Source organism: Arthrobacter sp. Bi83 (assembly GCF_918698095.1).
Lineage (GTDB): Bacteria > Actinomycetota > Actinomycetes > Actinomycetales > Micrococcaceae > Arthrobacter.
Window position 1 is genome coordinate 20,415 of the sequence record NZ_CAKKLY010000020.1, and the last position, 13,658, is coordinate 34,072.

General features: G+C 68.6%; 9 protein-coding genes. 4 read left to right on the forward strand and 5 right to left on the reverse strand.

What is annotated here, in order from left to right; all coding sequences use genetic code 11:
• The first annotated feature begins 80 nt into the window (after positions 1–80).
• Entirely contained in the window at positions 81–638 is a 558-nt protein-coding gene (locus LQ144_RS11185; RefSeq protein ID WP_230118780.1) for an O-acetyl-ADP-ribose deacetylase, read from the forward strand.
• Between the two features lie 48 nt (positions 639–686).
• Here LQ144_RS11185 and LQ144_RS11190 read toward each other — a convergent pair whose 3' ends face one another.
• Positions 687–1,691 carry an RluA family pseudouridine synthase gene (locus LQ144_RS11190; protein ID WP_230118829.1) on the reverse strand — a complete coding sequence of 335 codons (1,005 nt, stop codon included), beginning with the start codon at positions 1,689–1,691 and terminating at the stop codon, positions 687–689.
• A gap of 144 nt (positions 1,692–1,835) precedes the next feature.
• On the opposite strand from LQ144_RS11190, the gene LQ144_RS11195 reads away from it, so the two are divergent.
• Both LQ144_RS11195 and LQ144_RS11200 read left to right on the forward strand, forming a co-directional pair.
• Positions 1,836–2,531 carry a winged helix-turn-helix domain-containing protein gene (locus LQ144_RS11195; protein ID WP_230118781.1) on the forward strand — a complete coding sequence of 232 codons (696 nt, stop codon included), beginning with the start codon at positions 1,836–1,838 and terminating at the stop codon, positions 2,529–2,531.
• Positions 2,524–3,216 carry an SRPBCC domain-containing protein gene (locus LQ144_RS11200; protein ID WP_230118782.1) on the forward strand — a complete coding sequence of 231 codons (693 nt, stop codon included), beginning with the start codon at positions 2,524–2,526 and terminating at the stop codon, positions 3,214–3,216. The genes LQ144_RS11195 and LQ144_RS11200 overlap by 8 nt, the downstream gene beginning before the upstream one ends.
• A 294-nt stretch (positions 3,217–3,510) precedes the next feature.
• Here the strand turns inward: LQ144_RS11200 and LQ144_RS11205 are convergent, their stop codons facing one another.
• Positions 3,511–4,995, reverse strand: coding sequence for a PLP-dependent aminotransferase family protein (locus LQ144_RS11205; RefSeq protein ID WP_230118783.1), 1,485 nt, complete (start codon positions 4,993–4,995; stop codon positions 3,511–3,513).
• 59 nt (positions 4,996–5,054) lie between these two features.
• Here LQ144_RS11205 and LQ144_RS11210 point away from each other — a divergent pair, with 59 nt between their 5' ends.
• Positions 5,055–5,708 carry a hypothetical protein gene (locus tag LQ144_RS11210; protein ID WP_230118784.1) on the forward strand — a complete coding sequence of 218 codons (654 nt, stop codon included), beginning with the start codon at positions 5,055–5,057 and terminating at the stop codon, positions 5,706–5,708.
• A gap of 101 nt (positions 5,709–5,809) precedes the next feature.
• On the opposite strand, the gene LQ144_RS11215 is transcribed toward LQ144_RS11210, so the two are convergent.
• From LQ144_RS11215 to LQ144_RS11225, 3 genes are all read right to left on the reverse strand, one after another.
• A complete protein-coding gene (locus LQ144_RS11215) occupies positions 5,810–6,733 on the reverse strand; it encodes a DNA-formamidopyrimidine glycosylase family protein (protein ID WP_230118785.1) in 924 nt (307 codons plus the stop codon).
• Positions 6,726–11,942: a DEAD/DEAH box helicase gene (locus LQ144_RS11220; RefSeq protein WP_230118786.1), complete on the reverse strand. Its 5,217-nt coding sequence runs from the start codon at positions 11,940–11,942 to the stop codon at positions 6,726–6,728. Before LQ144_RS11220 ends, LQ144_RS11215 begins: the two co-directional genes overlap by 8 nt.
• 74 nt (positions 11,943–12,016) lie before the next feature.
• Entirely contained in the window at positions 12,017–13,513 is a 1,497-nt protein-coding gene (locus LQ144_RS11225; protein ID WP_230118787.1) for an FAD-dependent oxidoreductase, read from the reverse strand.
• Positions 13,514–13,658 lie beyond the last annotated feature (145 nt).

Below are 13,658 nucleotides of genomic sequence, written 5' to 3' on the forward strand. Positions count from 1 at the left end.
CGGCTCTTCGCCACTGCCCTTCGCCACTGCCCTTCGCCACCGCTCTTCGCCACTGCCCGCTGCAGTGTCACACTGGCTGCATGCGGATTGACATTGTTCAGGGCGACATCACCGCGCGGCAAGTGGAAGCCATTGTGAACGCGGCCAATTCCTCGCTTCTGGGCGGCGGCGGTGTGGACGGCGCGATTCACCGTGCAGCCGGGCCGGAACTGCTGGAGGCCTGCCGCCTGCTGCGGGCTGCGGAGCTGCAGCACGGACTGGCGGTCGGTGCGGCCGTGGCCACTCCCGGATTCCGGCTGCAGGCCCGGTGGGTCATCCACACCGTTGGCCCGAACCGCCATGCCGGGCAGACCAATCCGGCGCTGCTTGCCTCCTGCTTTACCGAAAGCCTGCGGATTGCGGAGGAGCTCGGCGTCCGGTCCCTGGCGTTTCCTGCCGTCGGTGCAGGCGTTTACGGCTGGGATGCCCGCAAGGTTGCGCAGGTGGGATTCGAGGCGGTCCGCGCCTACACCAGCCGCCCAGTCGAAGCCGGGGTGCCGAGGGTGGAGCTCGTGGAATTCGTGCTCTTCGGCGATGAGACGGCGGAAATTTTCCGGGCAGCTCTCGACGAGAGCAGTGGCGGCTCCGGCCCGGCGTAACGCCAACCGGGGCCAGCACACCAGGCCGGACGGTTACGGGCCGGACGGTTAACGGGCTTCGCTCAGCTCGAGCCTGCTGCGGTACTCCACGGGCTTCCCGGTGATCGGGTCAACGAAGCGGATGCCCCGGGCGAGGAGCTGGAGGGGCTTCGTGTAGTCGTCGGGGGCTTTGTCCAGCAGCTCCGGATAAAACGCATCGTGCAGGATGCCCAGGCCCAGCGAGGCCATATGCACCCGCAGCTGGTGCGTCTTGCCCGAGTGCGGCTCCAGCCGATAAAGTCCGCGGCGCCGTGCGGGGTTGTGGTGGGCAGCTGTGCCGCCGTGCCTGCCGGCGGCGGGGGAGGCAGCGGCGGGATGACCGCCGTCGGGAGTTCCGGCGTCGAACGTCCTCAGCAGGTCAATCCGGGTCTCGGCGTTGGGTTCGCCGTCGATGACCTCGGCGAGCAGGTAGCTGCGGGACTTGGTCATCCGGTTCCGGACAACGGCCGGGAACTCGACGGCGGCGTGCCCTGCCGACGGCTTCGCGGCGGCCACGCACTCGTACTCCTTCTGCACCTGGCGCTTTTCGAAGAGAACCTGATACCTGCCGCGGGTCTCCGGGTTGGTCGAGAGGAGCAGGATGCCGGCTGTCATGCGGTCCAGCCGGTGCATGGGGATCAGGTCCGGAAGGTTCAGCTGGTTCCGCAGCCGCACCAGCGCCGACTCCTGGATGTAGGTGCCGCCGGGCGTGGTGGGCAGGAAGTGCGGCTTGTCCACCACCAGGAGATGTTCATTCTGGTGGAGGATGCTCAGCTCGACTGGCAAGCGTGTTTCCGTCGGAAGCGTGCGGTAGTACCAGATGAAAGTGTGGTCCTCTAGCCTGGTGCGCCGGTCCAGGGGGACGCCGCCTTCGCCCACGATCTCGCCGGCCGCGAACCTGTCCTCGATGCCCTGCGGATCGATGTGCCCCCAGCGGTGCATCATGTAGTCCATCGCGGTGGTCCACGGCCCTTCGTCCGGCAGGCGGAGGCGGGTCGCGTTCACGCCGTCGCGCACGGGAAGGGGGGATTGCATCACCGGTCCATTCTACGTGCCGTGCCCTGGGCGCCGTTTCGACGGTTCCTGCACTGCTGGATGTTGCGCACATCGAGTAACCGCGAGCTACCGACGAGAAAAAAGTTCTTGACAAATAAAGTTGTCGGTGGGCAGACTGGAGGCATGTTGGATATCGAAGTGATTGAGGATCCCTCAGCGGCCGAGGCTTCGCTGGATCCCATCCGCACGCGCATCCTCTGTGAGCTCGCAGAGCCGGGGTCCGCCACGCAGCTTGCAGGCAAGGTGGGGCTGCCGCGGCAGAAGGTGAACTACCACCTCAAGGCTCTCGAGCGGCACGGCCTGGTGGAGCTCGTGGAGGAGCGCCGCAAGGGCAATGTCACCGAGCGGGTGCTGCAGGCCACGGCCGCATCGTACCTGATCTCACCGGCGGCGCTGGCCTCCGTGGCGCCGGACCCGCACAGGTTCTCGGACCGCTTCTCGGCCTTTTGGCTGCTGGCGCTCGCCGGCCGCATGGTCCAGGAAGTCGGCAAGCTTATCGCCGGTGCTGCCGCGGCCAGGCAAAAGCTCGCCACGTTCGCGATCGACGGCGAGATCACGTTCCGTTCCGCCGCGGAGCGTGCGGCCTTCGCCGAAGAGCTCGGTGTCGCTGTCACACGGCTCGTGGACAAGTATCACGACGGCGGTGCTGCCGCCGGCGCACGCAGTGCGGCCTCGGGCGGGGGCGGACGAAAGCACCGGCTCGTCGTCGCGCTCCATCCGACGCTCAAGCCGGCCGAACCAACATTGGCGGAGCCCAGCCCGGCCACCACCACAGGCATAACCGCAACATCACCAGCTAAGGAGCAGGACAATGACTGACGACCGCGAATTCGAGATTGTTTTCGACACCGAACTGCCTGGCACTCCGGAGCGTGTCTGGGAGGCCGTCACCAAGGACACCCCGGCGTGGATGTTCCCCACGGACCAGTGGCCCGCTGTCCGCACGGTCGACGAATACCCCGGCCACCTCGTGACGCGCATGGTCGGGCCGGACGGCTGGTTCAACCAGCTGGAGCACGTGCTGGAACCGCTCGACGGCGGTCGCACCAAACTCCACTATGTCCACAGCGGCATCTTCGTGGACAACTGGGATGAACAGTATGACGGCGCCAGCAAGCACACCGAGTTCTACCTGCACACCCTGGGGCAGTACCTCAGGCACTTCGACGGCAGGCCGGTGGTGTTTACGGACGTGCAGGCGCCCGCGTCCTCGCAGACGCCGGACGGCTTTATGCAGCTGAAGAAAGCGCTCCGTGTGGAAGGCTCGTCCGCGGGCGATGCGGTGGAGACAGAGCTCGACGGCGTGGGGCGGTTGTCGGGGGAAGTGGACTTCTCCAATGAGCACTTCCTCGGCCTGCGTACCGGGAACGCCCTGTACCGGTTCTTCGGCCGCAACTCCTTCGGCGCGCCGGTTGGCATGACTGTGCACGACTTCAGCGGCAGCGGCGATTCCGAGGCCACGGCCGCAGCCTGGGGCGGCTTCCTGGCCAGGGTCTACGCCTAGCAGCCTCAGGACCCGAAAACGGTCTGGGACGCCCTCTCACTTCCTGCGGCTTAAACCGGAACGCTCTCTCACCTCCTGTCGCTGAAACCGAAACGCTCTCTCACGCGGTGAGGGAGCGTTCCGGTTTCGTGCGTGAGGTGAGAGAGCGTCGGCCCGGATCGTGCGTGAGGTGAGAGAGCGTCGGCCCGGATCGTGCGTGAGGTGAGAGAGCGTCGGCCCGGATCGTGCGTGAGGTGAGAGAGCGTCGGCCCGGATCGTGCAGGAGGTGAGAGAGCGTCAGCAAGCCATTGGGTATCACGCGATGGCTGCGGCCGGGGAGTCCTTGAGTGTTCTGCGCAGCTGCGGGGCCGCGTCCAGCCGCTCTTGGGCGGAGCGTAAAGCCAGGACGGCCGTTTCGAGCTTGTCCGGCGGCAGGGTGAACGGCACGCGGAGATGGTTCTCAAAGACGCCGCCCACGCCGAAGCGCGGGCCGGCCGCGAGCCGGATGCCGAACTCGGGCGCGATAACGGTCAGTGCCGTGCTGCTGGCGGCGGGCAGCCGGCACCAGACGGCCAGGCCGCCGGAGGGCCGTTCAGGCTGCCACTGCGGCAGGTGCGCCCGCAGCAGATCCAGCAGCGCGGCGCGGCTTTCCCTCATCGCGTCCAGCCGGGCCGGCAGGGGCTCTGTGAGGGTGCGCACCAGATGGGCGGCCGCCAGCTGCTCCACCACCGGTCCGCCCAGGTCCATGGTGGTCCGGGCGGCGGCGAAGCGCTGGATCAGGCTTTCTGACGCGCGGATCCAGCCGGTACGCAATCCTGCCCAGTGAGACTTGCTCAGTGATCCGATGGAAACCACCGCGGGGCTGAAGGAAGCGAGCGGCGCCGCGGTCCCGCCGTCGAGGTTCAACTCACGGAGGGTTTCATCCGCCACCAGGACCGTGCCGGACGCGGTGGCGGCGCGGACCAGCCGGCGGCGCTGGGCGTCGGACATGAGCCGGCCGGTGGGGTTGTGGAAGTCGGGGACCATGTAGGCCAGTCTGGGGCGCTGCTGCATCAGCGCTGCCTCCACGGCGTCCAGGTCCCACCCCATTTCAGGTGTGGGACGCAGGGCCACCGGAACCATCCGGCAGCCCGTTGCCCGGATGGCATCGAGGGCGTTCGGATAGGTGGGGTGCTCCACCAGCACCTTGTCCTGCCTGCCCACAATGGCACGCAGCACGATGTTCAGCGCATGTTGCGCACCGGACGTCACCAGGATCTGGGCGGGCGTGGTGGATACCCCGACGGCGGTGTACCGGCCGGCGATTGCCTCCCGGAGCGCGGGGACGCCCAGTGCGTCATAGCCGAAACCAGGCAGCAGTGCCGGCAGCTCGGTCAGGGCGGCAGCAAACGCCCGGTGCACTACTTCGCCGCTGGCCGGGAGGGAGGCGTAGGCCAGGTCGATGACACCGTCGGGGACTGCGAGTCCCGGCGCGCCCGACAGTCCCGCGCGGGCTGCTGCTTCGGTCCCGGGAGCACGGTCCGAGCTGCTGGGCAGGCAGGTGCGTCCGCGGGTGCCCTGGCCGCTGCTGAGAAAGCCCTGCTCGCGCAGGCTTGAATAGGCCGCTGTCACGGTGGTGCGGCTCACGGCCAGAGTCGCGGCCAGCGTCCGCTCGCTCGGGAGCGCGGTTCCCAGCGGAATGCGTCCGTCCAGGACGAGGAGGCGGACGACGTCGGCCAGCTCGCGGTAGGCGGGTGTGGCACCGAGGTGCCACTGGCCCAGAAGGCGCGCGAGGGCCGTGGGGCTGAGGGATCCGGACATAAGGCCAGTATCTCAGACTGGCTATGGAAATCAATGCCAGTTGCGGTCAGGATGGTTCAATGATGACTCGCAGACTCCTCCAACTCTTCACCGGCCTTGCCATGTACGGCCTTTCCTTGGCGTTGTTCATCCGCGCCGGACTTGGCCTTGATCCGTGGGACGTGTTTCACCAGGGAATTGCCGGCAGGACCGGGCTGAGTATTGGCCTGGTGGTGATCATCGTCAGTTTCCTGGTGCTGCTGCTCTGGATCCCGCTGAGGCAGTGGCCCGGATTCGGCACACTCTGCAACGCGGTGCTTGTGGGCGTGTTCGCCGACGTTGGATTGGCGCTGATCCCGGTGTTTTCCCATCTCGGCGGCCAGATTGCCATGCTCGGCGGGGCCGTGGTGCTCAATGGGATCGCGTCCGCCTGCTACATCGGTGCACGGTTCGGTCCGGGAGCCCGCGACGGACTGATGACCGGCCTGGCCCGGCGCACCGGATGGTCCGTCCGGATGTCCCGGACCCTCATCGAAGTGGTGGTCCTGGGCACGGGTTGGCTGCTTGGCGGCTCCGTGGGTGTGGGTACCGTGGTGTACGCCCTGGCCATCGGGCCGTTGGTCCAGGTTCTGTTGCCGCGCTTCATGGTCCCCGCCGCCGGGACGGGGCGCGGTGCCCGCGGGGACGCTGCCGGCCGCGTGGAAGAGGCCGAAGCGCCGGTGGCCGCGTCCTGACGAGGCGGATGGCCCGCCGTGACAAGCAAATGGCGTGGCGACGCGCGAATGCACGCGTCGTCACGCCGTTTCCGTGTACCCCTCGCGGTCTGCGCGTCCTGTCAGGCCCCGCCGGTTCCAAGCAGGGGCTGGCACTTGGGGCAGAAGTAGATGTCGCGCTCCTCGGTCACCAGGTCCGGCGCCAAACGCGGAGCGCCCGACTTCGACGCGGTGGATGCGGGCGTGGCTGACCCGGGCGCACCGCCGCGCGGCACGCTCTTGCCCAATACCCCGTGGCGGATTGGAGTCCGGCAGCGAAGGCACGGCTGGTGTTCACGCCGGTAGACCCAGTACCCCGGACGGCCCGCAGCCCGGCCCACCGGCGTCCCGCGCGCGTTGAGCACGGTAGTCCGGCGGCCCGGGCCGAGGTTGGCCTCGAGAAGCTGCTTCGCATCTGCGAACATGGCGGGCAGATCCGCCGCGGCCGCGACTGGCGAGGCCGGGTGGATTCCTGCGAGGAAGCACACCTCGCAGCGATAGATGTTGCCGATGCCGGCAAGGTTGCGCTGGTCCAGGAGGGCGACGCCGATCGGCACCTCGGGCGCTGAAGCCACGCGCCGCTCCGCCTCGGCCGGATCCCAGCCAGGGCCCAGCAGGTCCGGCCCCAGATGCCCCACGGCCCTGTCCTCCTCGGACGTCCGGATGACCTCAAGCAGTCCGAGGGAGAAGCCGACGGCGTCTGCCGCGGGAGTGCGGAGCACGCACCGGGCGGTGAATCCCGGTTTCCGCCACCGGCCGCCGGGCGGGTAGACCTGCCAGCTGCCCTCCATCTTGAGGTGCGAATGGATGGTCAGCCGTTCCTCGGCCGGACTGACCAGGCGCATGAGCAGGTGCTTGCCCCGCGGCACCACTTCTTCCATGGTCCAGCCCTGAAGGTTCAGCGTGGCGAAGCGCGGCACGCGGAAGTCCGAGGCGATGAGTTTCTGGCCGGCCAGGGCGCCGTGCAGCTGGTTGGCGGCCCGCCACACGGAATCGCCCTCAGGCACGGATCCTCAGTCCTTTCGGGGTGGAGTAGGCGCCGGCCGCCGTCAGCGCCACTGCGGCCGGCGTGTCCAGGATGCCGTGGCCGTTGACCTTTTCCATAACAAGCTTGTCCACGGCTCCGCGCTTCACGACGTCGACGAGGGCCGCGCCGGCCGCGGCAAGGACGGGTTCGTCTTCGGTGAAGACGAGGAGTGTCTTGCCGCCGCGTTCGACGTAAAGTGACAGGGCGCCGTCCACCAGGACGACAAGGGCCCCCGCCTTGCGGCCCGGACGGTGCCCGCTGCCCGCTTCCACGCTCAGGGCCGGCCAGGACAGTGCGGCACCGTACGGGTTGGCAGGGTCAGTGGCGGCCAGGGCCAAGGCCACCGGCTCCGGCTTGGCCAGCTGTGTGTCCTCGGAGTATGAGCGCAGGCGGTCCACCGTGGCCGGCACGGCGAACTGGGCCGCGCCGAGGTGTTCGATGAAGTAGCCGCGCCGGCAGCGTCCGGCTTCCTCGAGCCTGGCCAGCACCTTGTACATGAGTCCGAATCCGCCCAGGATGTTCTCCGCCATGACCGAGCCGCGGGTGACCACGCCGTACCTGTCCAAAAGCAGCTCCGCGATGGCGCGCGCGTGGATCGTGGGATCGAGCTCCGGGGACGGCAGAGCAGACCACCGCCCGGCTGCCAGCGGCGGAGTAGGAGCCGAACCGGTGACTGAGCCGTACCGTCCGCCGGCCAGCCCAGGAGAGCCCAGCAGTCCCGTGCCGTGTGACCGTCCCAGCCGGCTCATCCGCGGAGCCCGTGATCGGGGTGCCCTGGCTACCTGGCGGTGGGCAGTGTGCCCGCCGGCGATGAGTGACCGTACGGGCGCGAACGTGTCGCCGGTGACCCTGCCGGCCCATGCAAGGTCCCACAGCGCGGAGACGACGTCCTGGTCGCTGAGAACTGCATCCATTCCGCCGGCAATGTCCGTCAGCTGGCGGAAGAAATAGCCGCCGCCGTTGGTCTGCAAATGGTCCAGCAGCCGCTGCTGGGCGTCGCCGGGCTCAAAGTCGATCGCCGGATTCAGCGTCAGTTCCGCGGAGTCGGCCAGATGCAGGCTGACCCAGCCGTCATTGCCGGGGAGGGAGCCGGCACCGGACCAGAGGACCTCGCCCGCGGCCATGAGCTCGTCCAGCATGGCTGGCTGGTAGTTGGATACCCGGCTGGCCAGCACCAGGGGTTCCCAGGCCGACGCCGGAATGGGCACGCCGGACAGCTGATCGATGGCCGTGACGATGCCGTCCAGGCCGCGCAGGGCGGGCTGGCCGCGGCCGGCCCCGGGGGCGCGGACGTTTTGCCAGGCGGGCAGGAACCGCCCGTACGCAGTGGCGTCCACCGGCTCCACCTCGGCGCGCAGCGCGGCGAGGGAACGGCGGCGGAGCTTGCGGAGTACCTCGGCGTCGCACCATTCGCTGCCGGCCGGGCCAATGATGATTGCCGGTGCGGCAGCGTCCTCGGCAGGGGACGGCTCCGCCGGGGGCTCGACCTCGGCCGCGATCGCAGCATCAGGAGCCTGGGCAGGGCCGGCGCTTTGACCTTGGGTTACGGGGCCTGTGGTCAGGCTCGCAACCTGCTCGACGTGGGGCCGGAACTCGCCCTCCACCACGCGGCCGTCGGCGGCGAGCCTCTTCAGTGCCGTGCCGACGACGGCGACACCAAGTCCCAGCCTTGCAGCGGCCTCCGCAGCGGTAAACGGACCGTGCGTGCGCGCGTAGCGTGAGACGAGGTCGCCCAAGGGATCCGCCACCGGCTCAATGAAGGCAAGGGGCACGCCCATCGGCAGGGGGACCCCGATGGCGTCCCGCAGCCGGGCTGCATCTTCCACCGCGGCAAATCTCTCGGTGCCGCCGATGCTCACCTTGATGGCGCGGTTCGCGCGCTGGAGGGCGGCGAGGTGCGCGACGGCGTCCGTCAGAGGAGGCTCGGTGGCCCGGGTTTCGACGGGCTCAACCAGCGAGGTTTCGACGGGCTCAACCAGCGAGGTTTCGACAGGCTCAACCAGCGCGGTTTCGACGGGCTCAACCAGCGGGCTGGCGACCTGGGTTTCGACGGGCTCAACCAGCGGGCTGGCGACCTGGGTTTCGACGGGCCCAACCGGCGCGGTTTCGACGGGCTCAACCGGCGGAGCCAGCCTGGCCGCCACCTCTTCCGGCGACAGCGGACCGAGCAGCCGCAGGAGGTCGGCGACGCCTTCGAGTCCGCGGACTTTCCGGTCGGCGGCCAGGCGCTGCAGTTCCAGCTCCGTGCCCTCAATGACCCTGGCATCCAGCAGTTCCCGCAGTTCTACGCGGCCCAGCAGTTCGTTGAGCAGGGTGGAATCGAGCGCCAGCGCGGCGGCCCGGCGCTCGGCCAGAGGGGAGTCGCCTTCGTAAAGGAACTGTGCCACGTACCCGAACAACAACGACTTGGCGAACGGCGAAGGCTGCTGGGTGGTGGTCTGCACGATCCTGAGCTCACGGCGTTCCACGGACGCGGCGATTTCTTTCAGGGCCGGCAGATCGTAGACATCCTGAAGGCATTCGCGGACAGTTTCCAGCACGATCGGGAAGGTCGGGTATTTCCGGGCGACGTCGAGCAACTGGGCGGACCGCTGGCGCTGCTGCCACAGCGGCTGCCGCTTGCCCGGAGTCTGTCGCGGCAGCAGCAGGGCGCGGGCTGCACATTCGCGGAAGCGGGAGGCGAACAGGGCGCTGCCGCCCACTTCGGCCGTCACGATCTGTTCGAGCTCCTCCGGGTCGAACAGGAACAGTTCGGCCCCGGGCGGTTCGTCCTCCATCATCGGAACGCGCAGCACGATGCCGTCGTCCGCGGCCATGGCGGAGCCGTCCAGGCCGTAGCGCTGGTGAAGCCGCTGGCCCACGGCCAGTGCCCACGGCGCATGCACGGGCATCCCGAAGGGGCTGTGGAGAATGACACGCCAGTCGCCGAGTTCATCGTGGAAGCGTTCCACCACGAGGGTGGTGTCACTGGGCACCACTTCGGTGGCCAGCTTCTGCTCGCTGAGGTACTGCAGCAGGTTGTTGGCGGCGAAGTCGTCGAGGCCGCTGGCCTTGCAGCGGTCGGTGGCAGGGCCGACGTCGGACGCTGACAGTTCCCGGACGAACGCGCCGAGGGCGCGGCCCAGGTCGACCGGCCGGCCCAGGGAGTCCCCTTTCCAGAACGGGAGCTTCCCCGGCTGGCCGAAAGCGGGGGAGACAAGCACGCGGTCGTGGGTGATGTCCTCGATCTTCCAGCTCGTGGCACCGAGGGCGAAGATGTCGCCGACCCGGGACTCGTAGACCATCTCCTCGTCGAGTTCGCCAACGCGCCGCCCGCCCTTGGCCGGGGACGGTGTGCCGGACGCTCTGCCATCCGCGCCTGGTCCGGCGGGTGAGGCCGCACCCTCCGACTCGGTGCCGATGATGTACACGCCAAACAGGCCCCTGTCCGGGATGGTCCCGCCGGACGTGACGGCAAGCCGCTGTGCTCCGGGCCTGCCCTCGATGGTCCCGGCGTTCCGGTCCCAGATAATCCGCGGACGAAGTTCGGCGAATTCATCGGAGGGATAACGGCCTGCCAGGAGGTCCAAGGTGGCCTCGAAGGCGGAGCGGGGGAGAGTGGCGAACGGCGCCGAACGCCGTACGGTGGCGAACCACTCCTCGACGTCGATGCTGCCAAGCGCGGTGGCCGCAACCGTCTGCTGGGCCAGGATGTCCAGCGGATTGGCCGGAACGCTGAGCCGCTCGATTTTTCCGCCGAGCATCCGCTCCACGGTGATGGCCGTATGGACGAGGTCCGCCCGGTGCTTCGGAAACAGGACGCCCTGCGAGACTTCGCCCACCTGGTGCCCGGCGCGGCCCACGCGCTGCAGCCCGCTGGCCACCGAGGGTGGCGATTCCACCTGGACCACGAGGTCAACGGCGCCCATGTCGATGCCGAGTTCCAGCGATGACGTGGCCACGACGCAGCGCAGCCGTCCGGACTTCAGATCGTCCTCGATCAGTGCCCGCTGGTCCTTTGACACGGAGCCGTGGTGGGCCCTGGCGAGCAGCGGCTCGGCGCCTGCGGTGCTCCCGGCCTGGGCCATCATGTGTGCCGGCGTGCCCGTGGACGTCGGGACGCCCCCGGACAGTGCCGGCACCGGGTCCTCCCAGCCGCCGCCCCCGACGGCCAGGAGCTGCCGTTCGGCGTGGATCTCATTCAGCCGTGCGGTCAGCCGCTCCGCGAGCCGCCGCGAGTTGGCAAAAACAATGGTGGACTGGTTGGCCAGCACCAGGTCCACGATTTTCTCCTCCACGTGCGGCCAGATGGAGGCCTGGGGCTGCAGCCCCGAGGCAGGGCCGGAGTCGAAGGCGCCGGCGGCGCCCTGGAGGTCAGACATGTCCTCCACCGGGACTGACACTGTGAGGTCCCAGTTCTTGCGGGAAGGGGGTGCCACGATCTCCACCGGGGCGGAGCCGGCCAGGAACTGCGCCACGAGCTCCCGTGGCTCTACTGTGGCGGAGAGTCCAATCCGCTGGGCCGGCGTGGGCAGCAGTGCATCAAGCCGCTCCAGCGACACCGCGAGGTGGGCGCCCCGCTTGGTGCCGGCCACGGCATGGACCTCGTCCACGATGATGGTGTCCACCTCGCTGAGCGTTTCCCGGGCCTTGGAGGTAAGCATGAGGAACAGTGATTCCGGGGTGGTGATGAGGATGTCCGGCGGGTTGCTGAGCAGGGCCCGCCGGTCGGATGCGGGGGTGTCCCCGGACCTGACGCCCACGGTGATGAGCGGCGCAGGGAGGTCCAGGCGCTTGGCTGTCTGCGTAATGCCGATGAGGGGTGAGCGGAGGTTGCGTTCGACGTCGACGCCAAGCGCCTTGAGCGGCGAAATGTACAGTACGCGGGTTTTCCGCTTCGGCCGTTTGGCCCTGGGCCGTTTGCCCTCGGAAGAAGCCTCGAGCCCGGGCAATTCGGCGGCCACCGCCGCTCCGGAAACCAGCAGCCGGTCCAGCGCCCACAGGAAGGCGGCGAGCGTCTTTCCGGAGCCGGTGGGGGCAACAACCAGGGCGTGCGAACCCGAGGAGATGGCTTTCCAGGCGCCCTGCTGGGCGGGCGTCGGCTCGGCGAAGGCACCAAGGAACCACTCGCGGGTGGGCCGGCTGAACTGGCCCATGGTGTCCACCGAAGATGTGCCGCCGGATGTGCCGGCGGTCCCCTGCGACTGCATGCCTCCATCATGCCCTAACGCACTGACAGTATTCCCGGCGCCTTGGATTGCGGGCGTGAGCCGGCCAGAAGCGGCTACTCGGCCGGCGGAAGGTTGTGTGTTGCCGGCCCTTCGAGCAGCTGCCCGTCGCTGCTGAAGCGGGAGCCGTGCAAGGGGCAGTCCCAGGATTTCTCATTGTCGTTCCAGTGCACGATTCCACCCAGATGCGTGCAGACGGCGGACAGGGAGCAGGATGCCCCGTTCACTGTCGACGTTGCCACCGGCTTGCGGCCGCGAAGGGTGACGGTGCCCGTGCCTTCCGCCGGCGCGGCGGTGCCGTACTGGGGCAGTTTCTTCAGTCCGGCCTTGCCCCAGTCCTTCGCGATCGTGGCTGCCACGCCGGCGTTGAGCGCCACGGCGGATGCTGCGCCCAGCGGGGACGTGACACGGCGGTGGATGGTGTCGGCCCACGGCAAGTGGCCGCCGAGGATGTCCGCGGCGATGCTGAGCGACGCGGACACTGCGTTGGTCATTCCCCACTTGTTGTACCCGGTGGCGAAGAAAATCCGGCCCCGGCCGCGGGGAAGTTTTCCGAAGAAAGGCATGAGGTTCGAGGCCTGGTAATCCTGGGCGGACCACGTGTGCGTCACCGCGGAGCCGGGAAAGTGCGAGCCCGCCCAGGCCAGGAGCTCGTCCAGGTGCGCCTGCTCCGACCCTGACGTCCCTACCGGATGGCCGTTGCCGCCCACCAGCAGCAGGCGCCGGCCGTCCGCCGGGTAGTCGCGCAACGACCGGACCGGTTGCTCCACGGACAGGTACATGCCCTCGGGCGGCGCCGAAGATCCGGACAGCTCCAGCGCGGCGGCGTAGGAGCGGTTGGGCTTGAGCTTGGCAAAGTACAGGCCGCGGTTCAGGATCGGCGTGCCGGTGGCCAGCACCACTTCGTTGGCGCGCACCGCACCGCGGTCCGTCTCGACCGTGGACGGGCCTGTTCCGCTCACATTCTGGACCCGGACGCCGGACACGATGGTGCCGCCGTGCGAGCGGACGTCCTCGGCCAGGGCAAGGACAACGTCCATGGGATTAATCTGGGCCTGCCCGCGGAGGCGCACGGATCCGTGGACGGGGAACGGGAGGCCGGCGTCGCGCACGTAGTCCACCTCGACGCCGGCGGCCAGTGCCACGGCGAGCTCCGCGCGTAGCGTTTCGGCACCCTTCGGCGTGGTGGCGTAGGTATAGGCGTCACGTTCCTGGAACGGAAGCCTGCGGGTTTCCAGATACCTCAGCAGCCAGGCCTGCCCTTCGCGGTTGGCCGCCACATAGGCATCCACAATCTTCTCGGAGTACTGCTGCCGGAGCTCCGAGAGGACGGTTCCCTGCAGCAGCGTGACTTTGGCTGTGGTGTTGCCGGTGGTCACGGCGCCAGGGCTCCTGGCTTCGAGCACGAGGACGTTCTTACCTGATCGTGCCAGCAGGAGCGCCGTGACCAGTCCCGTGAGGCCGGCGCCAACGATGACAGTGTCGTACGCCTCCCCCTGGCGGAAGTCGTCTCCGCTGAAAGTGTCGGTGCGGTCCAACCAAAGCGACGTCACGTAGATCAACCTGCCTTAAACGGTAGCCAGCCCGGGGCCCAAACCTGCGTCGGCCCCGGCCTGCCGGCAAAGACCTGACGTAACCGACAGTGTACTGACGGATGCACGGCGGAGAAACAGCTGCAGGACCGGAACATGTGCCCTA